The following is a 23,270-nucleotide window of genomic DNA, read 5'->3' on the forward strand; positions in this document are numbered from 1 at the left end:
CGTATCACTCTTCTTCTCCATAGAGGGCATGGTATTGTTTTGCTAAGGACTTGTTGTACCCAAAAGAGAGTCCTCGGCACCAATAGTCATTTTTAATCAGTACTTTACAAATTCTTCTCCAACTAGGAACTTGCTTCCTAGATTCCAATTTACTCTCTGCGTAATCAGGGATGCAGGTCACTCCTTTTTGAGGACCGTTTTTACGCCACCACTGTAAGAACTTAAAAATTCGGTCTCGGTAATGTTTTTCTACATGTGGCGGCATGGTTTTCAGAAGGTATTTACTGTATTGCCGGTAGCTAAGCCCCGGTGGTAATTCAAAGCGATAATAACCAAGGATACGCCCCTGACTTTTTGAGTATCGAGCACCAAAGTTACATCCTTCTACTCTGGCAACTAATTTTTGCCAGGTATCAGGTTCTAATATTTGATATAGCCACAGCCCTTTTCTTTGCTCATCTCCAAAAGGTTGGCAAAGCCGCTGCTGTGAAAGAGGGACGCCGGCCTTATGCATTAAGTCGTAAATACGGTTGTAATCCCAACTAAAGCGGTAATTCGCAACCCAAATATCTTTAGTTTTCCAATCGTATAAGGGATAAGCCATATACACATCTGGCTGCATTTTAGTCGTCCAATATTTATCTGAAAATTTTTTTTTGGACCTATTTTTAATGGTATTGAAGCGATGTAAAGACTCATCAGCACGTATACCGATTAACACAGCGATTGGCTCACCCCTTTCCTTTTGGTACCAATGAGCAAACTTAAAAACAAAGTCTTCAAACTCCATCCCGTTTTGGAAAAAAGGGAATACATCCGGGTTTGAAATCACGCCTTTATGCGGTGGTCGGTCCCTGACCCATTGCGCTTCTTTAGCAGGATCCCAACAAAGCCATTTAGGTTGAAACTGTGAGATTGAATTCCTTAAGCTGAGCGGTAAACAAACCCAATAGGGGTTAATTTCTCCGTCCAGTACCATGCGCTCAATGAAGGCATGAGTTTCATGATACTGAGCTTCAAAGTCCACGATGAGTACATCGACAGGTAATCGACCACGCTTTTTCGCTTCTTGAATAGTCAGATTTAAAAGGACGCCAGAGTCTTTCCCTCCAGAGAAGGAGACATAGAAATGGTTAAAGTTGTCGAAAAGATAGCAAATTCTTTGTCGAGCGCCTTCAAGCACATTGTATTTTTGCTGAATTTTATCTCGAGAGAAATCGCCTTCTCTTCTTTTTTTATTGGCAATCATGATTTCCACAATGTCATTAACTACTCAAATAAAAATAAATAACTTTTGCATTTTTTATAAATTAATTATTAATAATTAATTTATTTATAAGGGCAATATTAAAGAAAAGCTCTTCCGAATTTCAAGCTCGGGAGAGCTTTGAGAGACTAGAAACTAAAGTGAAGATTACCTCTTAAACCAATAATCCAACTGTCATCAGCTTCTGAGTTCTTCGGTAAAGAATAAAGATATTGAACATTAGGAGTTAACGAGAGCGCACCCCAGTTCATTCGGTAATAGATTTCAGAGTTATAAGAGTCATCAGCTACATTAGCAGAGTTGGGCTTAGCCCAACCCAAGGCGATGCCTAGCATGCCAGGTCCTGCCTCATACCCAGTACCAAACACGACCGAAGATTTGTATAGAGCCTCAGGTCCTTGCGCGACACCGGCTCTGAAAAATGGTATCCATGAGCCGGTTTTATATATGGACGACCAATTTGCGCCATAGTTTTCGCTAGCTTTCTCTTTTCCATCACTGTGCCAAACTGTTAGGTGTGAATTCTTCAAATAAAAATCGTCTTTCGACTCCACCCAACCTATTTCTAGGGACTTAAAATATTGATTATCATTGATGAACTGTTCAACACCATCGAAAGGCTTAGTCGAATCAGCTTTTGCATCAGAGAAACTTGCATAAAAATAATAGTTTTCCGACATCATATGGCGTAGAACGCCGCCGAATGTTGATTCATCTGGGATTGGGATAGAACCGGAACCGGTACTAAACTGTAAGTTAGAAAAACCATAGTAAGGGTTACCCAACTGATAAGTATCAACATAATCAGTTGCATCTAAAAAACCAACCATCATATCAGTAGATTGTTTATTAAAGGTTTGTGTCCAATAAAGATTCGTTAACCTTAAACCTATATCACTAAAAGCTGGTTGGATTACACCAAACCCTCCGCCATTCTCCATGACAAATTCAGAGGGCGTACTCTCTGTATAACCGTGCTTATGATCAACCCTCAGCTGCAAAGCTCCGGTATCACTCTCTTTTTGGTAAGCTCGCCAATTCAATGTAATCCGTGCAATACCAGCTGCCGCACTGCTGTCTTTGTTCGGCAAGCTCTCACTGGACGTTAAACCAAAAACATAATAATCCACAGCTCCCTTTAAATCCTGGTCTTCAGCCGCATGAATCAACGTTGGCGTAACAAACACAACCGATCCCACAAGCGTTAGCCAAAAACGCTTAGTCTTTTTCGTAAATGCTACATTCTCAATCATATCAATAACTTCCTTTTTTTTTCATCGAAGTTGTACGACTCAGCTCAACTTTCATTGTTAGTCAGGAGTTATTAAGAGGGATTTGAAAAATGAATACTCGTAATTAATAGGTAATTTAAGCGCTCTCCTTTATCAACCTGTCACAATCATTTATTTAAAATCGAAAACACCTCAATTTTTTATACCAACATCAAAAATTGAGGTATATACTATTTCTTATCCCTACCCGGAGGCAGAAATGGATAATCAAAACACTACAAACACATTTCAAGCGCTTAAAATCGGTGCAGACGCTTACATTCAGCGTCGTAATCAACGTTTACTGGCCAATCATCGCAAAGAGCTGCGTAACTTTACCCGAGCAGAAGCCTCGGCCTACCTTGGCATTGATGCAAAAACGCTTGATCGGTATGTTACCGCCGCTGCGATAGATCCCCGTCGTCATGAAGACTCACAATGGTCGATCGATATCGCGGAAATGTACAAGGTACGTAACTTACTACCAGATAATCTACGTAAAGACGCTAAGTTCATACGCAGTGAGCAGCAAAAGGCGCAAGTGATGGTTATCCAGAACCAAAAAGGCGGTGTTGGTAAAACCGTTTCTGCCGCGACTATCGCATCAGGTTTAGCGACCGAGTTTCATCAAGAGTATCGTGTTGGTCTAATCGATATGGATGGCCAAGCCACGCTATCGATGTACTACGCGCCCGAAGCCGAGCAAGAAGGTAACTTGTCTGTTGGTGACTTGATGATGAAAACGTTCGACCTCGATGAAGGCGAAACCGTTGATCAAGTCATCTCTGAAGCCTTTCTTGAAACTACCATTCCAAACCTGCGCATTTTGCCTGCCGCGCAAAGTGACCGAGCGATGGAAGGCTGGTTTCATGAGCAAGTATTCAGTCAAACCTTAAATTCACCTTATTCACTACTTAAAGACATCATCGATAGTGTAAAAGATGAGTTTGATATCATTATTATCGACACCCCTCCTTCACTAGGTTATGCAACCTTCAATGCGTATTTTGCCGCAACGAATGTGGTCTTCCCATTGTCGATTACCGAAAACGACATTGATGCTACCTGCTCTTACTTCAGCTACATTCCTCAGGTGTGGGCCCTGTTAGAGAACGCCAACCATGAAGGCTACGACTTCATGAAGATCTTACTGACTAACCATCGTGATAGCTCAACCACTACCGAATTAATGAACAACCTGTACGACAACTTCTCTCCTTACTTGTACTCAAAAGAGTTTAAGCATAGTGAGGCCGTTCGTCAGTCGTCTTCCCTACTCTCGACGGTGTTTGATATGTCGAAAAGTGAATACCCGAAAAGCAAAGCAACTTTCCAAAGCGCGCAACAAAACAGCTATGAAGTTACAAGTCAGATCTTGCGCGATATTCTGAACGTTTGGCGTGAACAGGAGAACAAATAATGGCGAAGAAACGTGGCGGGAGCCCTTTAGGCAATGCTCCTGGTTCAGCTCAAGCGCAGCAATCAGCGGCCAAAGCAAATTTAGACACTCTAACAAGTCAACTCAGCACCGAGCTAGAGAAAAGCGGGCAAAACGCTGAAGACTACCTTAGAACTAAGTTTGGATTAGAGTCTGTTGGCCAGAAAATGGTTTGGCAATTAGCTTCTGGTTCAACTGCCACTTTCAATGAAGTTACACTGTCACACGAACAAGTTAAGCAGAACTCATTTGTGACCTTTGATGTTAATGGTCGTGACCAGTCTCTGTTAACCAAAGAATCATTGGAAGATTTGAACTCGTTAGAGTTTCAGCAGTTCTATCCAGCCGTTGGCCGAGAAATTAATGGTCGCATTGATATTCTTGATGGCTCTCGCCGTCGTGCTTGGTTTTTATTTCAAGAAGGTCGTGTAAAAACATTCCGAATTCTAGTCACTCAAAACGAGCTTTCTACCACCGATGCCAAAGCGCTGGCTAAGCAGCTGCAAACCGCCAAAGAGCACAACCAGCGTGAGATTGGTTTGCAATGTCAAACTCTGATGAAGAACGGTGAGCTAACTCAAGAAGATGCGGCAAAAATCTTAAATATTAGCCGTCAAGCGGTAGGTCGAGCGCTGAAAGCAGCCAGTATTGACAGTAAGCTGATTGCCCTATTCCCTGTCGTTAACGACTTGTCTCATGCTGATTACTCCCTCTTGGCTAAGGTGATGAAAGCGTTCGCCGATGACAAGAAAGCCTTGAGTAGCTTCATTAAAAAAATAGCCGATAATGCTGTCAACGCTCAGGCTGAGCAGAGCCAAGAAGACGCTAAAGACGCTCTGATTGCTTACATTAAAGATGAGTTAAAGATCGTTGAAGCCAAGCAAGAATTAGACAAAGCTGTCATTACTCCTCTAGCAGAGTTCGACAGTAAAGGTATGTTTGCTCGTAAGCGTGTTAAAGGTCGAAACTTTTCGTATGAATTTGGTCGCTTATCAAAGGATGTCCAAGCTGAACTCGATAAAGCTATCCAATCAGTGTTAGGTAAACACCACCAATCAACTTTATAAAAAGATAAAGGCTCTCAAATTAGGGCCTTTATCTTTCACCTAACCCGTCCTAAATAAGGTTGACACATATCCAACATGAAATTAGAGAGTTACAAATACAATTATGACTGTTATCAGAACGCACTTGCGGAAAGGATAATGGAAGACTAAAGATAGAATACTCGCTGAGGATGCAAAGAAAATGGTCTCCAAATCAGTAAAAACTAGGCCCTACAATGAGTTTGGCCTCGTCAAACTCTAAAACACCCCCCCCCCCGATGAAGTACATCCATCATTTTAATTAACCACTTGTTTGTCACCTCCCTCTATGCCAAATCGAAAAAATAGGATGACTACAAGCGACTAAACCATCAAGAACAAGTTGGCTTGGGAAACTTCCTTCCTTATTCTATTTGACCTAGGGTAACTTCATCCTTATAACCCAAAAATTGGCTAAGTGCAGAGTGTTTGGTTCTAGGTGAACCTAACAATCGAATTATTATCTTAGCCAAATATAAAGACCATTAATTTATTATTAATAAATAATGATAAGGCTTAATTCTTCTCACGTCCAAAAGGCTCTCTCCTGTAGTGGCCTCCTGATCCCGGACCTCATAAATGAGGGGTTCAATGGCAAAACGACAAAGACGTACATTTTCTACTGAATTCAAAAATATATGCTGCAAGCTTGGTTCTTGACCAAGGGGGCTCCATCCCTGAAGCAGCTAGCTCTATGGAATACGTGAAACAGCTTTACGACACTGGGTCGAATAACTCAAAATTGAGCAAGGTGAGGTTACTTATCTTAGGTCTGGTTCGAAGTGGGCCTACTTAGCAGTAGTGCTTGACCTATTTAGTCGACGCGTTGTGGGCTGGCCTTTATCAGATAAGTCCAATGCTGAATTAGCATCTAAAGCTTTAGGGCTGGCTTAGGAGAAACGGGGACGGCGAAGAACATGATGTTCTATTAATATCAAGGATGCCAGGACAACTCAAAGCATGAGCCTTCGTGGTAATTGTTGGGAAAACACTCCCATAGAAGGTTATTTAGAAGCTTGAAAGCCGAGTGGGTACCAGAAACAAGCTACCTGGAACAAGCTCAGGACAAGAAAGACAACGGCTATTATCTGATGAGTCCTTACAATCGGCAACGCCCTCAAGAAAATGATGGGTTGTCACCAGTTAATGGCCCTTCAGCCAGTGTCCGGTACTTTTGACCACTACACCCCCTAGAACAATCAATATTCCGCCGACCATCAAAGACCATAAGCTAACCTATTTTATTTTTTAGTGACCCAAGTTCAAGCTAGACGCCCCCAAAACGCAATGAAATCTGTACTACTAAACATTAGATTAGTAAGTACACCAAAAAATGAATAGCTGCAGCTCGATTAAGAGTTCCGATTCTTTCGTAACGAATTGAGGAATAAAAGCAAAATAACAGGCTCAAGGGATCTCGTAGACAGAGAAGAAGCAACTATATAAAACAGGAAGAATGAGAGTATTAGTCAAAAATTTATTGTTATTTAACCCTCCAAAACCCCAGTTTTAAAAAACTAAAATATCACTATAAATAGATGATTTTTTTGATAAATTATTTATAAATTATCAAAAAAATCCTATGAGGAATGGCCTAAATTTTAGCCATTGCCAAATGGGTAATCTAAAATTATTAATAATCATTTTTTATTAAAATTCATTCATCTACACAGATAAATTAGAGATGTGTATATGAATAAATTTTCAAAAGGACTACTAATATGGAAACACTGATCTGCCGCTCTTTTCAATCATTTATAGATTTCTGCGATAACGATATTGTTAAAGGAAAAAATATCCACTGCACTTTTAAGGCCTGTAAGGAGAAGGACTGGCGTTGGATGCAGTTTTACCTAAACGACAAAGGAGGAAAAGAGCTGACCTTTAGCTTCATATGAAACAAAACGCCTTAACTAATATTTCGTTTAACTTCAAATTTATTCAAAATTTTGTAAATAGTATTCAAAAAATGAGCCATTATATAAAGCACTAGAAAAACTAACTGTCTTAACCATCGCTCTCTAGAAATATGGAGAAACACTATGTTAAAAGCACATCTCGAAAACCTACAATTACCTATAGGTAATTGTATATTACACAGGGATGAATCAGGGGCTCAATTGATGCTTAGCAATCAAAAGTCATTTTCAATTACCCTACCTGAAAGCTGTATCCTTGAAACTCTTATTAAGAAAGAACAACTCATTTCAACCAAAGAAGAGTTAATTATTGCCGCTTGGGGGAGCCCAGATATCATCGGGCCTAACTCTTTACCAGTCGCGATAACTAACCTAAGAAAAGTTCTAGACCTTGATAGCATCAAAATCGTCAACATCCCAAGAAAAGGTTACAAGATTCATATTCCTGAATTTGAAACCTCACTAGACCCGCCGAGAGATATAAAGTTACCACGTCACTCTAAGTTTTCGTGTCCTCTCAAAAAAGCAACCAATCATCTAAAATTATACCAATGGACTTTCATCGGCTTATCTTCAACAACCCTCGCGGTCCTACTAATCAGTTATTTCTATTTTCGATACGAACTTGAAGTTGTTAACGTGAACCTTAATAATCAATCAAGCCAAATCTGTTTAACAAAAAAGGATGAACTGAAATTAATCCTCGCCTCTTCCCAAGTTCAGGCAAGCAAAAAACCTTCAATAAACCCCTAACACCTCGTCAATTTAGTTATTAATAACTAAATCCCCCCTTATTCACAGCAAAGGGGGGTACAACTTAGAGTGCAGGTTCTAACGTAGCGTTAAAATGTCTCAATACTTTAGGTTCATAAGTAAACTTCAAACCTGAAATAGATGAGGCGCGTTTTTTCACTTCTTTAAAAGCAGCAATAATGTAATCAAGGTGAGCTTGCGTATAGGTTGCTCTGGGAATGGCTAAACGCAACAGTTCCGCTGGACAAGGCAGTTGTTCACCAGTTTCAAGGTCACACCCTTGCAATAAGGACCCTATTTCAGCCCCACGAATACCCGCCACTTTATAAAGCTCACAAGATAAAGCATGCCCAGGGAATTGTTCCGGCGGAATATGAGGTAAGAGCACACCTGCGTCAATAAATGCAGCATGACCGCCAGCTTGCTGGCAACGAACCCCTAACGCTTCAAGACCATTTACTAAATATTCAACTTGCTGAAGACGGGAAGCTAACCAATCTTCTTCCATCCCATCATAGAGTCCGACAGCTAGGCGCTCCATAGCACCGCCTTCAAGCCCGCCATAGGTTGGAAAGCCTTCCAATAGCACGCATAATGTTTTGCATTCTAATTGAACATCTAACAAGCTTTCATCTTTGAAAGCAAGCAATCCCCCAATAGGAACCATCGCATCTTTTTTCGCTGACATAGCAAAGATATCGGCATATTTAAAAGCTTCGCTAGTTATCTCTTGAATGCTCCATTCAGCATATCCCTCTTCGCGTTGCTTTACAAAATAGGCGTTCTCTGCAAACCGTGCACAGTCCATAACTACGGGAATATCATAAAACTGCGCTAACTCATAAACAGCCTTCAAATTGGCAAGAGAAACTGGCTGACCACCTGCAGAATTGCAAGTAATCGTACTCACAATATAGGGCACATTTTTAGCCCCGATCTCTTCAATGCCAGACGCGAGCGCTTTCAAGTCAAAATTGCCTTTAAAATCTCTCTTAACTTCAGTATTAAAGGCATCACGAGAAGGCACATTCATCACACGACAGTTATTTTTTTGAGTGTGCCCTTGAGTGGTATCAAAAAAGTAATTTGAAAATGCGGCCATCTTTTCTCGTTCTAGCCCCTTATCTCGTTCACGCTTATTGATCAAGGCAGGTACATACAACTGTTCAGCGCCACGTCCTTGGTGTGTAGGGATAGTAAACTGATAGCCAAATATATCTTTTACCGTTTGGCTAAGCGTCCGATAGCTTCGACTGCCGCTGTACGCTTCATCACCTCTCAACATTGCGGATTGCATGGCCTGCGTTACTGCCCCGGTGCCACTATCGGTCAGTAAATCGATAAACACTTTATCGCTATCTAACAAAAAAGGATTGTACCCCGCTTTCATTAACGCCAGCTCTCGCTCTTGTTCTGTTGTTCTTTTAACTGGTTCAATAACCCGGATTCGATACGGCTCCGGCAAATAGTGTGAATCCATAGGCTGTTCTTGATTGTTGCTAATTGCTGACATAGGGTTCTCTCCAAACATTTTCCAACGATTAAGGGTAAGTTGGTTAGAAATAACTAAAGAAGCCCATTATTCGGACACCCAAACCTCTCCTTCCCAACTTAAATAAAGATTAATCAAATAAATAAAATTTGGTATTAATTTCAGCGTAAATTAAATATTAATAAACATATTAACAACACCTAAAAGCCCTCTAAAAAAGCATCATAGCCATGAGAAAACCTGACCAAATGACATCACCGTTTTTTTAATTAATAAAGATAATTAAATAAACAATGGACTTAGAAAGTAGCACTATAAAAGTAGTGGTATGAGAATAAAAAATATACCTAGAGCATATAAATTAGAAGGAAAATGGAAATATGGAGAGCCCATTATGATACTAGGGAACACATTGGTTGCTGGAGCGGGGCCGGTCGGCATTCAAACTAGCCAAATTATGGCTCCTCTTAGTCAAAAAATAGCCCTCATCGGCAAAAGCTCCCCTCAGTGGGAAAATAGGCAAAGATTAATCAAACAACACGGATACGTTGTTTGTTGTAAGGTGAATGAACCACAATTAGCGACACTAGTCGGATTAGTTAAGTTTAATGAACTTTATACAGAGCTATCTCCCCTTCCCTCCTCTTGGGATACGTTAGTTTTAGCCACTCCAGCTCACGCCTATTGTGATGTGTTGTCTTCCTTTTCTGAAATTTTATTAAAGAACTTAAAACAAATCATTCTTATGTCCTCAATGCTCGGTGGGTGTCTTATTTTAGAAGGAATGTTAAAAAAGAAAGGAGCCTCTCCAAATATAATGCTCTTCTCTAGCTACTTTGCGACGTCTTATTTTACTTCTAACCCGACGGACAAAAATAGGGTCCTCACGGTCAGAACCAAAACAGTAAAAAAACGAGTTTATATTTACCAGTCTAAATCCAATGATGGTTTATTGAGCGCCTTGCGAAACGCTTTAGAAAAAATTGATGTTCAAGTCATCCCTTTAGATAACTCGTTCAGTGTGGAAGGCAGAAACATTGCTACTTATGTACACCCTGCTTTTATTATCAATACGTTTTCATTAGATCACATGTTGTCTAAGGAAGACGAAGTTAAGTACATGTATAAACTGTACCCAGAAGGGCCAATCACCATGAGTTCGATTAGGGATTTACTACTGCACTGGAAATCAGTTTCTCGCCTACTTGAACATTACTCAGCTCAACCGATTAATCTACTGCAGTTGCTAAATGATGAACATCACCGAGTACATGAAAAGACTATCCCCAAGGACAAAATAGTCTCTTTCAACGAGCTTGATGAGATAGAGCAGGAATATCTACTCTACATACGATATAGCACAATCCTGATAGACCCAGACCCGTTTTCAAAAGGTAAAACCTTTGAGGTTTCAGCCAAACCTTATATCAAAGGAAAAGTTAGAAAAAGAAGACTACTACTCCCCAGAACTCCTCTAGAAGACCTACAGACCCTTTATTGGCTTAACCACTTAGTTCAAAGCTCAAGCCTAATCTCTTCTGTCACATTTCCCTCAATAGAAGTGTTTGAAAATTGGATAAAAGAAAGAAACCTACCAAATACGCTAATCCAGGCTTTAAAACAACGCGCAAAAGAATATTACGAATATGCAACCCCATCTATTAGCCCCTAGTAATTACTAGGGGACACACATATCTTTTAATTCGCATTTTAGCGTTTTGCTTCAAAAAGATAACAGGAAAAAGGAGATTAAGGTGTTAATAAGAAAAGCGACGCTCAACGACATATCCTCTATCAATGCTCTGTGTCACGAGCAACTAACAGGCAGCCACAGTAAAATTAGCCATTACAAGAGAGAGCAGAACGAATACAGCTTAAGTGATTACAATTTCAGTAAAATCAGAATCATTGATCTAGTTTTTACGGAATCAATGATGAAGGAGAAGCTAAACAATAAAAATATCTATTTTTTTGTCGCTGAAACAAAAAAGAATAAACAAGTCATAGGTTACCTAATGGTTAGTGTCCATCCTCCTAAAAAAAGGCCGGCTCTCCAACAACGTCTCCCATCTTTCTACGCTTACATCGAACGATTTTATGTGTCGTATAAATACCATGAACAAGGTATTGAGCTTGCCCTACTCAACAGCTTTGATTATTGGAAAAAATACAAATCAGCACACTAATCATTATCTTTCAAAAAACCATGAAATTTGTCAATGCTCAGGCTGAGCATTGACAAATTTTCCCACAATCAAATCAATCTAAAGCTGTTTTTCTATAAAAGCCCATCAAACCTTCTTGATACCCAATCAAAAAGAAAAGGGCGAAACTAATATTGCCAGTGAGTTGCGAAAAGACAAGACAACACACACCACTACGACCCAAGCTAAAATAACGTATTCAATCGGTCACCAGTTATAAATTGCCCCAAGCCCCCTGGTTATCCCAAACCAAAGTAAAGGCGAGACAGCGAGTAACCAAGGAGTTTGGACCTCGATTTTTTATATGTCGGTTGCACCAGAAAAAAATAGCAACATGAAACGTCGATACCACAGCGTAAATCACACCGGTAATTAAGGTGTGACTGAGACACTACATTGTGCTTGGATACTGGTAGGAGGGCAGGGTAGGAGAGTATTAGAAGAGAACAGTTCATCTGCTTGGCATATGTGGCTTCAAACATCGAAATTAAAGCTAAGCGGTGTTCTGCTATTCGCTAGACAGATCTACGAGAGAAAGCCCTAATGCCTCACCTATGACATCTGGACAACTAGAAATTCGTGAATTTTAAAAGAAGGTATCTCGTCTTAAATAGGTTGACGATTTTTAGCAAGCCTGTAACGGAATTTTTTGTTTTTTCATACATATTATTTGGCCTGTTCATCTTACGAATGAAGGCGTCCGTTGACAATGACAACTAATGAACGCCCTCATCAGATTGAACATAAGTCATGTAGCTCACCAAAAACTCCTCTACCTTTGAAGAAAACATTTATTTTACCAAATTCGGATGCTTTTTCATTCAATGCCTTTTTCATTGTTTTGGTGTAGCTCCATTTTGGCTTAACCAGCAACCGCTCTTCTTGAAGGTAGTTAAACTAAACATCGCGGCCCAGCTTTATTCCTTTAGCTATCAATTGAGGTTTTAGTAAGAGAAGTGAAGCTTGTGAGTTCCTAGTCGAGACATGAAGCGCCTTAGTGCAAGCTCACCTTGACAATTTTTCTCTCTGATATACACATTAAAGATAAATATCGCGTAACGAACAAGCCCTAATTACGCTTACTTTCTTTTCGAAGGCTTCTTGCCGCCCTCGGTGATTTCGGCATCGTGCTCTTCCTTGAACTGACTAAATAATCCATTTCTCCATTTTCAATGGTATCCACAACCTGTATTTAAAGCCTAGTGTGTAATCTCGCTGAGTGCTCTTAACGTAGTGTTTATTTGGGATGGTCATAATTAGTCCTCAATGTATAAACATATTTCAAGACGGGGAAAATATTAAAAAAACCACGACTCTGCTGATAGTTTAACAGTCGGACAAGAGATAAAGTTTATCGATGGCTTACAAGCTCGTCGGAAACCTAAAAATATCATGGACCGCAGCGGCCAAGGCTGTCACTAAATAAGTGGAAAGTATCATCAATTACTGCGGTGCTTCCAGATAAAAAACTTATCTCGACGAAAAAATTGCAGGGAGTAGGCGACAATCGAACGTTTTTTAGAAGCTTAAATACTAAGTGGATTCCCGCAATAAATTATCGCAGCTTTGCAGAGACTCAAAAAATCATCCAATACATAATTAGATATTCCAGCCAACTTAGGCCATATCAGTATAATGGTGTTCTGACACTCATTGGCTCAGAACGATTGATTGTCTTGAAAACCGTGACCAATTTTATTGGACCACTATACTCTTGCCTCTAAAGAAAGATAAAGCCCAATTAAGCGATAAACGTAATTTCCCATCTAAGGGTTGATAAAGATTGCTACAAAGTTAGCGTGGTTGCATGACATTGGTATTCCTACAACGTTCGCGAGCTTGTTCGGTTGTGGAGTGGAACAGCACCTACCGACAATTTCAATTTAATAATCAGTAATTTCAGAGCAAGCTTCAGGAACACATTCGTCAAAGTTGGATTTCATTTACGCAACAAGGTTTAAGTCGATTTTAAAGTTAATCTTCTCAGGGACGATAGTAGAAATAGCCTCTGAAGCCAATTTCTATCCAAGAGTGAGAGAAAGGGGCGGTAAATTATAATTATTGACTTAACCTTTGAAATTCGAGAGTTCGTAATATTTGATTTCTGGCGTTGGCACTTAAGGTTCTTCCCAAGGCAAATTAATCCCACTGTCATTAATATAATCAGCGCTCAACACACACAACTCATCACAACACGAATCAACCTTTGTCCAATCCTAACATCTATAGGCCTCATCATTTGCTTGAGGAGGCTATTGCCGATTGTAGTAGCTCATCAGGTAATAGCGGCTGAGCTTGTGTCCACTCGATTTTCAAATTTATGAATAACTTCTCCATGGGAGCATTGACGATCCCATGTCAATACTTACATCATAACTGAAAAATCTTTCAATATAATGGAGGGAAATTTACAAACGATATAGCGTTTCAAAAATCTTTGTGTTTCTCTTATCGAAAGTCCCTCTGCTTCTCTTCGCTACATATAGTTTTGTCTTAGGATCCTTCTCATTCTATCAAAACTACTGTCATCGGTGTCAGGATGTCTTTCCTGATGAAGTTTGTAACGAACTCACTTCAAAGAGGTTAGGTAAATGCAAACTCTTTGCCTAACCTCTGTAGATTAGCACATGCTGTAACCAACAATATCGCAGCTACACATGATCACACCAAAGTGTTCCATTAATGTTGAAGCTCTTTCTTTAGTTCGCATGAGAGAAACTTTTCGTAAGTAGATTTAAATGATAAATAGGTTTGACTGCATAAAAAATCGAGGAGACATAGCAAGCTCGTTTAATTCAGTCAGGCGCAGTGACGAGTAATGCATGAAACTGATTTACAGCCTGGGATGATCTAAAAAACGAAAAAGATCTTCACCATAAGAGCCCGCATTAATAGTAGCGATTTACCACCTAGTTTAGTACCTAAGATCATTAGACCACTACAAACCCAACCCATTTATCAATTACATGCAATTGGTAAAAAATATAGCTAAACATTAAGAGTAAGACATAAAATTATTAGAGAACTAACATTTACCCAACAACTAACATCAAAAATCTCTCGAGATTTGATGTTAGTTGTTGGGTTACCGACTGAGCCTAAGTGAAGTTGGTATATCTTGAAACTAGATCCTAAAGTTTCTAGTTTCTTAGAGTTCATCTAAATGTATCAACATCTACCGATTCAATATCAACATCTACCGATTCAATATCAACATCTACCGATTTTATATTGATATTAAACGATCAAACATATAAACATTTACCGAAATAAGATTTTTTAGTATTAACATTAGCCGATCTAAAAGAAAGGTAAGATCATTAATTTAAGTTAACTTATGATAATTAACCTAAATTGGTTATAAAACGATCAAAGCATTAGATAAATTATGAATTAAATACATAGTTTGATCATTGCGAAGTAACTAAACATTTACCGAAACAAGTAGTTATTTACCGATATTTATACATAATTTATGTGACGAGCTATAGATGTTTACCGAAATAATATAGACATCTACCGAAGTTGATGAGGTAAGTAAGGTTATCTGTTAAAATGATACTATCTCATTCTTAGGTAATGATCATGACGTTATCATCCAACTCTAGCCTGACGGTTATTAATGAAGAAGACCGAAAAAATCGGTTTATCTCATCGATTCTTTTCTCTCGAGCAACTATTTTTCATCCTGCTTCTCGTTTGACTTCAACGATGCAGTCAAAATTGATTCAAATTGCTCAGAGTGGTGGTACAGATCCAAATCACCCATTAGAGAGTGTTAATATTAATAGCTATGGGAAAAGCTTCAGGGTTGATCTACATGTAGATTATCTCCTACAACCTCATCGCGATATCCTCGAGACTATGCTGGCCTATGCTCAAACTATTCAACTCGACGATGCTTCTTATGAAGCGGGATCTCGTTTAAATTGGTCCCAAGTATATCAAACCATTTCTGATGGTGATATTTCTGACACTCAACAAGATGGTTTCGACTCTTTTATTGACCGGGATGCAACCGTTTTATCGATGAGTATGTATGAGCTAGCAACCCGAATGGGAATGGCGACAACTCGTCCGAACTACGATCAAATTGAGCGTCGTATTACTCAATTGGCAACGGCTCATTTGGTGATTAATGAACTCGATGAAGAACAGAACGTTGTAGGCAAAAAGCCCTTAGAATTTGTGCAAGATTACCGTTTCTATTGTGATCGAAGTAAATTCAAAACCGGCCGTAAAAACAGTAAGAATCTAACTAACCATGTATTCTTAGTGCCAGACATGCGCTTGCTACAAGCGATACGCGACCATGGTTACTATTATCGATTAGAACAACACAAAATGACCAACTATAGTAAACCGTCAGTTCGCTCATTCTTAAAATACATTACCACGCACAAAGCAGAATTTTTACATAACAAAAAGTTTGAATGGGCGCTCGATAGTTACATTCAGTCTATTGCTTCTAAAGTCAGCCATAGCTTCCGTAGCGATCTAAGAAAAGATTTGTTGGCCAATGCCGTGCAAATTGAAAAAGATTTTAGTCTTCAATTTCGCGATGTTGGTAATGGTATACAGATCTTTTATATTGGGGAGGGTAAATCATGATTACTCAATCTCTTGATAGCTTGATGTCTTCACCTGCGAGCCAAAGCCTAGAGTTCAGTATAAAAGGCTTACTCAAAGGGCATGTAGGTATGTTGATTGCCGCACCGAATGTCGGTAAATCTCACCTTGCACTTTGTATTGCGATGGAACACGCTTCTTCAATGTCTTTACTAGGGATGAGCGCGGCCGACAAACCGGCTAAAACCTTGGTACTGAGTTCAGAAGACGGGGCTGGCGTGATTCAATCTCGAATGAAAGAAAAGCTGGTTAATTGCACTGCCACCATTAAGTCAGAGCTAAAAAAAAATCTACATTTTTTAACGGACATTGAACCGATAGTGATCCCGCCCGACAGCTCTGCACAAGAAAAAGTAGAACATAAGCAGTATTTAGAACAACTCAAACAAATTTTCTCTGAATTCGATTTAGTGATAGTAGACACCGTGACTGAGTCAATAGGCCGTTGTGAGGAAGTCAAACACGATCGCTTAATCAAAAATGTCTTCCAAAGCCTTGCCAGTGAATCAGGCGCTAGTTTATTGCTTGTTCATCATGTGAATAAAGAGGAAATTCGTGGTAATCAAGAAATTACCATGGCATCTGGGGCTGGTTTAACGTCGATAATGCGATTAACAAAGTGCTTATTTACGTTAAAGAGAAACAAGGATTTCCTGTCGATTAAGTACCTTAAGAGTAATTATTTACCTGAAAATGAAAATCAAGGGTTTGCGGTTGAAGTAAGACAAAACCTTACGATTAATCCACAGGTATTCAGTTTGAAATCCAAGACGTCTAAGTCTGTTCGATCGGTGCAAAGTATTAAGCAAAATCCAAAAAAAATTACGCTGCCTGGAACTATCCCGGAACAAGAAGAAATTGAAGAGCGTAAAAACCTCAGAGACGTTTTGTAAGCTAGCTCTCACATTTTCAAAAAGCACCGAATTTCGGTGCTGTCTTTTTGTCTGACTCTGTTCGCACTTTCTTATATCCGTTCACTTTTTTGTCTACCTTAGATAATCTTATTTAAGGTGAAAACATGGTGAACTACGCATATTTAGGAGTCTCTTCAGACAACCAATATGTAGCAAACTAAAAGCACGGGCTCTATGACTCTACCAAAAAGGTTGGGATAGGTAATTTGGTGTTTGTAGAAGTCAGCCGTATTGCACGTCTTACCTCACAAGTGCTCAAAGCACTCTAAGTGAGCATGGAAAATAAAATCATCGTCTATATTGCTAATCAGAATTTGCAACTGGATGGTTCAATGCTGTGTCGGATAATGGCAACAGTACTAGGCGCCAAATTTGGTTTTACTCTAGGCTTATTTCATGAAAATTGTCTATGTCCGTGTCAGTACCCAAGACTAAACGTCCGACGTTCAAATTTAACAGCTAAACCAGTTGTTGGGCTTTGCGAGGGAAGGGGACATTATTCACGTTACCAAAGTCGATTGAATGGCGCGTAATACCATCGATGCATTGCAAATTACCGCTCAGCTCGCGCAAAAGAAAGCCGGTTTGGTTTTTCATGATTTGTGCTATTTGGAGCTCAATAGCTATGTAGGCCGGATCATTTACACCACCAAGATGGAAAGAAAACACATCTTGCAGCGCTGTAATGAGGGGGTTGGCACGAAAATAGGGCTTGTTTTTTCCAGCTTTACGTTTCATGAAAACGGTTGAGGGGACGTTTAAGTGTACTGGGTTTTGTTTTTATGTTCGATGCAGTTTTTAGGAGGCCGCATGACAGTTTGTCCCACAAGATCCGCCGAGACATATCTAGGTGAATTCGACCGATTTTGACTCCACCGTAAAGGCGGTTTAGGTACATGAGGTGCTCGTTAAGGATTTCGAATCTACCGACTCCATAAGACTAGAAGAAGACAATCTAGGTTAAGGTGTCAGGATTATATATTGTGACGGCGTAACAAGTTTTGAGCCGATGCGAGAAGATTACGTTTGCGAAGAAAGTAGAAAGGACGAGAGAAACAACGTTCGCGTATCGGCCTCTTCTCTTTATGACGACTAGGAACAGGCTCTTAACGTCGATATCACGTTAAATAATCGTTAATGTTTACTTCATCAATTTGCTCAGGCTGTAAATAGTCATCAGTAAGACGTTTACAAACCCTCGAACTTAAAAAAAAAGCGAACAGAGCAGGGTCAACGCTTCAAAGAGATCGGCAATGGCCATGACTTTTGTGGTAAGAGGCATCTCTGAGCCCGTTAAGCCCATAGGTTACACTTACCATTAATTTTCTCATGGTGGCCTCCCGCAATTTTTGCCAAGTTTCGAATATGTCGTGGGAACGGTAGCTACTCCAAAATATGGATGGTTTGAACAATGTGATCGTTGATGATAAACCGTTCTTTCTCTGTTAACGTGCCGCTCTGAATACCTAAGTTGTGCATTTATCCTTTATTCGCCTGATATTGCTTCGGCTGGGTATTTATCTTTTTTCGTGTACTGCTTCATTTCTTCTGAAGATGTACCGAGTTGTTTACTTAAGGTTAGAGTCCACATTCGTGAGACGATATTAGGTTCAGTTGGTGTGATAAACTCTGCTCCCAAATTAAGCTGAGCTAAAAATTAAAAATATTGATTCAACTGTTCACAATTTTCTATTAGTTGCTTTCACCATCCAACTGGATACGCTTGCACCAAAGACTTCAATTTCGTAATTTCTTCCTCACGTTTAAGAAGCTTGAAGCGTATTCTTACTTCGTGGATCCGGTTATAAATCGCTTCCAGTTTTGTTGCTTTTTTGACCACACCTTCGGGTGTCGTGATTTTTCCACAGTTATGTAGCCAACTCGCCATTTTCAACTCTTGCCACTCTTTTTGAATTAAGAAAAAAGTGGTCAAAAGGCGGTAAGGTAGATTCTTGAGCTGCGCGAGTTAACCACTCGGCTAAGATTGGAACACGTTGGAACTGGTTTCTGTATAAAGGGATTTTTTGTCTAATAATCCTGCAATAAATTTGATGAATTGGTTAAGGAGTCATGTATGGTTTATGGTGTGCACGACATGGAAATTTGATTCGATAGGGACAGCAAGGAGTGCCTTGAAAAGACATTTATTGCCAGAGTTTGTGTGCTATCCCGTCAGTAGCCTTGATTCATACCATGTACAACGTTGATTTGATGAATTTAGTTGACTTAGGCTGGCGCTGCCAACCGTAACCTTGATGTGCTTCGTTCTATTTTTAAGTATGCTGTTCAGCAGCGTCTTGTATGGAGAATCCTTGTGATGGCATTAAGCAAAACCGTAAAAAATAGCTTAATCACACATCTTAAGTATGGAAGAGCCAAAGCAGCTTAAAATCGTTTTAAGGTGCTAAAATTGCTCCTTTTAATGGGTTGTCTAATTTAAGAGGTGACGGGGCTGAGATGGTCTTTTGTCAAAAATGATGAATGGCACCGCAGTTGTTAGGTCATAAGCGTATTCCGTCAACGCTTCGTTTGCCCATGTGAATGATGCGCAAGTATCGCTATCTTCTGAGGCGATAGGGGAAGTCATTCGTGGAATATTATCAGGTCAGTTTATGAGTAAACCTAAAAATCGAAAAGTGAGAGCATCCAAACCTAAACAGACGAGCTCCCAAGCGCAGAGGAAGACTTATCAAAGCAATGCCAACACGTACTGATGAGGAAGTTGAACGGTTTAGGTATCTGTGTTGATATTAGGATGTTAATTGAGTCGATTCTCGGGCGATAACTCACTCTAGTAAGGGCTAATTTTCAAAGTGATAGACGCAGAAGTGTCTTAATATTAACCAACAATAGTCTGGTAAGTGTGTTACCTTGGTTTTTATCCCTACCGCTTAGTAGGGACTTCTTTTCTTTTCCGAACTCGCATCTCGGCACTCCTTAGTTGCCCTCCTAAGCCTCACCGCAGGCTTTAATTATGTCCATTTCAACCCAAAAGTTAAGAAACATCTTCAAATTCACTAGAATTGAAAATTTCAAAACCAACTACAATGTAACTCATATTGCTCCTTGGCTACCACTTGCTCAGAAAGTGAAACCTGTCATCCCTTCGGCAATTATATATTGCGAAGGTAATTTCGGTGAAATTGATGGTAAAACCGCTAATGGGCTAGTGAGGCATTCATTAAGCTATCGTATTCTATCGGTTATTGATAGTGTATCTGCCGGCTTAGATGCTGGAGAAGTACTTGATAACAAAGCCAATGGAATACCGATCCTTGCCAATGCTGAAGAAGCTATCATTCACGCGGAAAGCATTCCCGATTACTTCATTTTTGGCATTGCGCCATCAAGTGGTTTTTTATCTGACTTAGATAAAAGCATCATTTTAAATGCCATGTCACTAGGAATGAACATCGTAAATGGCTTGCATGAATTCCTAACTGATGATCCTCTATTTTTAGAAGCTAGCTTAAAGAATAACGTTCGAATATTCGATACTCGCAAACCCAAAAGTAAAGGCGATCTGAAAACGTTTAGCGGCAAAATACACAACGTTAAATGTCCGAGAATTGCTGTAATGGGGACGGATTGCGCGCTAGGAAAACGAACAACAGCAACAATATTGGCGAATGAACTGACTAGAAAAGGCCTTAACGTCGTTCTGATTGCCACTGGTCAAACAGGTATTATGCAAGGCGCACAATACTGCGTTGCACTCGATGCTGTCCCTTCACAATTTTGTGCCGGTGAGTTGGAATCTGTCATTGTACAGGCCTATGAAAAAGAAAATCCGGACCTGATTATTATTGAAGGGCAAGGAGCCTTGAGTCATCCTGCGTTTTCAACCAGCGCATTTATCTTACGTGGCAGTTGTCCAGCGGGTGTGATATTGCAACATGCTCCTAAACGTTTATATCGTAGTGATTTTCCTGATTGCCCAATGCCTTCGATTGCTTCAGAAATAAATCTTATCGAAACGTTTTCTAATACCGATGTTATTGGACTAACACTGAATCATGAAGATATGTCTTTAGATGAAACCTGTCGTGCGATAGACAGCTACACTACCGAATTTGGTATACCGGTTACTGATGCATTATCACAGCCTGTCGAACATCTACTGCACATCGTAACGTCAGCCTTCCCTATGATAGCAAGAAAACTGGCCGCAAAAGGGTGAACTGCCCTAGATTAGACATTGATTGTGGGAAGATTCACCATAACGCTCAGTACCTGCTCACTCAGCTCTCACTAAAAAATATATCCGTTACACCTGTAACAAAAGTCTTCCTCGGCCACCCTATCATCGCACAAGTTCTTATTGATGCTGGCGCAACAATGTTAGCCGATTCAAGAATGGAAAACCTTCAAAAGATGACTGAATCAGGCATTGCTATCCCTAAAATGCTGATACGTACGCCCATGCTCAGTCAAGTGGCGAGTGTAATAAAATACAGTGATATGAGTTTAAATTCTGAAGTTGAAGTAATTCAGAGGCTTTCACATGCAGCGGAACAACAAAATTGCCGTCACGGTATCATTATTATGGTTGAGCTTGGCGATCTCAGAGAAGGTGTGATGCCGAATCGCGTGATTGATTTTATCCGAGAGATTATTTCTTTACCAAACATCACGATAAAAGGAATTGGTACGAATTTAGCTTGTCGGTATGGTGTCGCTCCAGATGATAAAAATATGAATATTCTTTCTGATCTTGCCGATGGAATTGAAGCTACATTTGGGATCAATCTAGAAATTATTTCAGGGGGTAATTCTGCTTCAGTTAACTGGGCTCTTCAGAGAACAGGCTTAACTCGAGTCAATAACCTTCGTATAGGAGAAGCAATTTTTTTAGGCTGTGAGCCTTTAGAGCACGAAAATATCGAAGGCTTACATACGGATGCGATTTCTTTGACCGCTGAAGTGATTGAATCCAAGATTAAACCGACTTTGCCTTGGGGAAGTCGGGGGTTAAATGCTTTTGGAGAAAAAGAAAGCCTTCAAGATAGAGGGGAGGTCTCACAAGCTATTGTAGCATTAGGCCGCCAAGATGTTTGTGTCAGTGGGCTTAAGGCTCCGAATGGGATTAAGATCATGTCTTCAACTAGCGATCACATTGTCCTTGAATCCTCACAGAAACCACTACTTGTAGGGGAAAAAGTCACATTCAGTTTAGATTACAGTGCGCTCTTATCTTCTATGTCTTCACGTTATATCCATAAATATTTTAAGGCACCTAAAGGGAGAAGAAGCGCATAATGCTACGAACAACAGTAATTTTCTTCGTCAGTGTCATGCTTAACGGTTGTCAGATAAGCCCAATAAAATCTAATGGGCTTGCCGATTATAGAGCGACGGTTATCTCAAGCCAACTGCCACAAGAGTTAGGCTCAATCACACTCGTAAATGCTCAGTCAGAGGGCAATAGTGTCACTCTTATTTTCGTAAAAAAGAAAACTTTGAATATGGACAGCTTAGTAGAAAAAGTCGCCGTTAGTTTTTGTGACAACATCGAAATAAGACCACTATTAGAGAGGGGGGTCTCTTATCGAATCATTACCTTAGGCAAAAATGATAACGTAGAAAGCCTTAACGTCATTTCTCTAGCTAAGTGCTCTAATTGAATGCTCAGCAGTCGAATGGATAAAAGCCAATACGAGTTGTTCAATGTACTAAATGACACTATTTTATTAAGGTTTGACCGCCTTACGCCTTGGGAAAAAAACTTTATCACGGACCTACACCACAAAGCTTTAACTAAGCAGCTCATTTCAACGAAACAAGAACAACTTGTCTTAAAAATTTCAATGAAAGCCTACAAATCAGAGAAGAAAATCGAACATTCCAACTTTTAATTTAAGCCTGTATATACTTAATCGGTTGTTGCTTTCGCATTTGGCTTGGAAAAGAAAATTGCTGGCTGTTGGAAGTCATCAAAATCCATTTCATGAGACTCTGTTGAGTTCTTGTCTTTTTCTCAAATTGAACTTCAAGGTCTGTTTTTCTCTGAATCTGCTTAACACGGCTAAATATCCTATTTTGCGAAGAGACCTCGCAACCCCGGAAGTAGAGAAAATCACTCGATCTTAGTTTGTTATCAAGAATGGCTCAGTTAAGTAACGCAAGCTACATCCAACTACTATCAATCTCTAGTTTGGTTTTGATCCGCCAAATCTCTTCAAGCCGAAAGGAAATGTCGGATAGACGGCACCTGTTACCAGGTGCCACCCTCCTCAGAACCGTGTGCAACTTTCACTGCATACGGCTCAAGCCTCCACAAAGGCACAGTGAAGCACCC

General features: G+C 39.9%; 15 protein-coding genes and 6 pseudogenes. 16 read left to right on the plus strand and 5 right to left on the minus strand.

Features of this window, described 5'->3' with window-relative positions:
- Positions 1-4 precede the first annotated feature (4 nt).
- A complete protein-coding gene (locus tag ACED25_RS18975; RefSeq protein WP_016800052.1) occupies positions 5-1,249 on the minus strand; it encodes a DUF3440 domain-containing protein in 1,245 nt (414 codons plus the stop codon).
- 146 nt (positions 1,250-1,395) lie between these two features.
- The gene (locus tag ACED25_RS18980; protein WP_016800053.1) at positions 1,396-2,520 is read right to left on the minus strand and encodes a carbohydrate porin; all 1,125 of its coding nucleotides are present in this window, start codon (positions 2,518-2,520) and stop codon (positions 1,396-1,398) included.
- 238 nt (positions 2,521-2,758) lie between these two features.
- On the opposite strand from ACED25_RS18980, the gene ACED25_RS18985 reads away from it, so the two are divergent.
- The 6 genes and pseudogenes from ACED25_RS18985 (at position 2,759) to ACED25_RS19010 (ending at position 7,733) form a co-directional block, all read left to right on the plus strand.
- Positions 2,759-3,958 carry a ParA family protein gene (locus tag ACED25_RS18985; RefSeq protein ID WP_016800054.1) on the plus strand — a complete coding sequence of 400 codons (1,200 nt, stop codon included), beginning with the start codon at positions 2,759-2,761 and terminating at the stop codon, positions 3,956-3,958.
- Positions 3,958-5,043, plus strand: a complete 1,086-nt coding sequence (locus ACED25_RS18990; protein ID WP_016800055.1) for a ParB family protein — start codon at positions 3,958-3,960, stop codon at positions 5,041-5,043. Before ACED25_RS18985 ends, ACED25_RS18990 begins: the two co-directional genes overlap by 1 nt.
- 801 nt (positions 5,044-5,844) lie before the next feature.
- Positions 5,845-5,952: pseudogene (locus ACED25_RS18995) on the plus strand (hypothetical protein); the annotation flags it as partial.
- A gap of 63 nt (positions 5,953-6,015) precedes the next feature.
- Positions 6,016-6,239 (plus strand): annotated as a pseudogene (locus ACED25_RS19000) (hypothetical protein); the annotation flags it as partial.
- A 543-nt stretch (positions 6,240-6,782) separates the two neighbouring features.
- Complete coding sequence (locus tag ACED25_RS19005; protein ID WP_016800056.1) at positions 6,783-6,959, plus strand: hypothetical protein; 177 nt, start codon at positions 6,783-6,785, stop codon at positions 6,957-6,959.
- A 144-nt stretch (positions 6,960-7,103) separates the two neighbouring features.
- Positions 7,104-7,733 (plus strand): winged helix-turn-helix domain-containing protein, encoded by a 630-nt coding sequence (locus tag ACED25_RS19010; RefSeq protein ID WP_016800058.1) that lies wholly within the window; start codon positions 7,104-7,106, stop codon positions 7,731-7,733.
- Positions 7,734-7,797: 64 nt separating this feature from the next.
- On the opposite strand, the gene tnaA is transcribed toward ACED25_RS19010, so the two are convergent.
- The gene (gene tnaA, locus ACED25_RS19015; protein WP_029203693.1) at positions 7,798-9,213 is read right to left on the minus strand and encodes a tryptophanase; all 1,416 of its coding nucleotides are present in this window, start codon (positions 9,211-9,213) and stop codon (positions 7,798-7,800) included.
- Positions 9,214-9,553: 340 nt separating this feature from the next.
- Between tnaA and ACED25_RS19020 the strand changes: the two genes are divergently transcribed.
- The 6 genes and pseudogenes from ACED25_RS19020 to ACED25_RS19045 form a co-directional block, all read left to right on the plus strand.
- Positions 9,554-10,897: an opine metallophore biosynthesis dehydrogenase gene (locus tag ACED25_RS19020; RefSeq protein WP_371695877.1), complete on the plus strand. Its 1,344-nt coding sequence runs from the start codon at positions 9,554-9,556 to the stop codon at positions 10,895-10,897.
- 82 nt (positions 10,898-10,979) lie between these two features.
- Positions 10,980-11,411, plus strand: coding sequence for a GNAT family N-acetyltransferase (locus ACED25_RS19025; protein ID WP_016800061.1), 432 nt, complete (start codon positions 10,980-10,982; stop codon positions 11,409-11,411).
- Positions 11,412-15,014: 3,603 nt separating this feature from the next.
- Positions 15,015-16,040 carry a hypothetical protein gene (locus ACED25_RS19030; RefSeq protein ID WP_016800063.1) on the plus strand — a complete coding sequence of 342 codons (1,026 nt, stop codon included), beginning with the start codon at positions 15,015-15,017 and terminating at the stop codon, positions 16,038-16,040.
- Positions 16,037-16,951, plus strand: a complete 915-nt coding sequence (locus tag ACED25_RS19035; protein ID WP_017103257.1) for an AAA family ATPase — start codon at positions 16,037-16,039, stop codon at positions 16,949-16,951. The genes ACED25_RS19030 and ACED25_RS19035 overlap by 4 nt, the downstream gene beginning before the upstream one ends.
- Before the next feature lie 125 nt (positions 16,952-17,076).
- Positions 17,077-17,337 (plus strand): annotated as a pseudogene (locus ACED25_RS19040) (resolvase); the annotation flags it as partial.
- A gap of 91 nt (positions 17,338-17,428) precedes the next feature.
- Positions 17,429-17,665 (plus strand): annotated as a pseudogene (locus tag ACED25_RS19045) (recombinase family protein); the annotation flags it as partial.
- A 1,009-nt stretch (positions 17,666-18,674) separates the two neighbouring features.
- Here ACED25_RS19045 and ACED25_RS19050 read toward each other — a convergent pair.
- Entirely contained in the window at positions 18,675-18,860 is a 186-nt protein-coding gene (locus ACED25_RS19050) for a hypothetical protein (RefSeq protein WP_017103258.1), read from the minus strand.
- Between the two features lie 1,086 nt (positions 18,861-19,946).
- On the opposite strand from ACED25_RS19050, the gene ACED25_RS19055 reads away from it, so the two are divergent.
- From ACED25_RS19055 to ACED25_RS19070, 4 genes and pseudogenes are all read left to right on the plus strand, one after another.
- The gene (locus ACED25_RS19055) at positions 19,947-21,152 is read left to right on the plus strand and encodes a DUF1611 domain-containing protein (RefSeq protein WP_016800067.1); all 1,206 of its coding nucleotides are present in this window, start codon (positions 19,947-19,949) and stop codon (positions 21,150-21,152) included.
- Positions 21,149-22,274 (plus strand): annotated as a pseudogene (locus ACED25_RS19060) (alanine/ornithine racemase family PLP-dependent enzyme). The gene ACED25_RS19055 and the pseudogene ACED25_RS19060 overlap by 4 nt, the downstream one beginning before the upstream one ends.
- Complete coding sequence (gspS2, locus tag ACED25_RS19065; protein ID WP_016800069.1) at positions 22,231-22,596, plus strand: type II secretion system pilot lipoprotein GspS-beta; 366 nt, start codon at positions 22,231-22,233, stop codon at positions 22,594-22,596. The pseudogene ACED25_RS19060 and the gene gspS2 overlap by 44 nt, the downstream one beginning before the upstream one ends.
- Positions 22,597-22,827 (plus strand): hypothetical protein, encoded by a 231-nt coding sequence (locus ACED25_RS19070; protein WP_371695878.1) that lies wholly within the window; start codon positions 22,597-22,599, stop codon positions 22,825-22,827. It begins immediately after the preceding gene.
- Positions 22,828-22,840: 13 nt separating this feature from the next.
- Here ACED25_RS19070 and ACED25_RS19075 read toward each other — a convergent pair.
- Positions 22,841-23,200, minus strand: a pseudogene (locus ACED25_RS19075) (hypothetical protein); the annotation flags it as partial.
- Between the last annotated feature and the right edge of the window lie 70 nt (positions 23,201-23,270).

It is taken from the genome of Vibrio sp. 1F263, from assembly GCF_041439035.1.
Classification (GTDB): domain Bacteria; phylum Pseudomonadota; class Gammaproteobacteria; order Enterobacterales; family Vibrionaceae; genus Vibrio; species Vibrio tasmaniensis_A.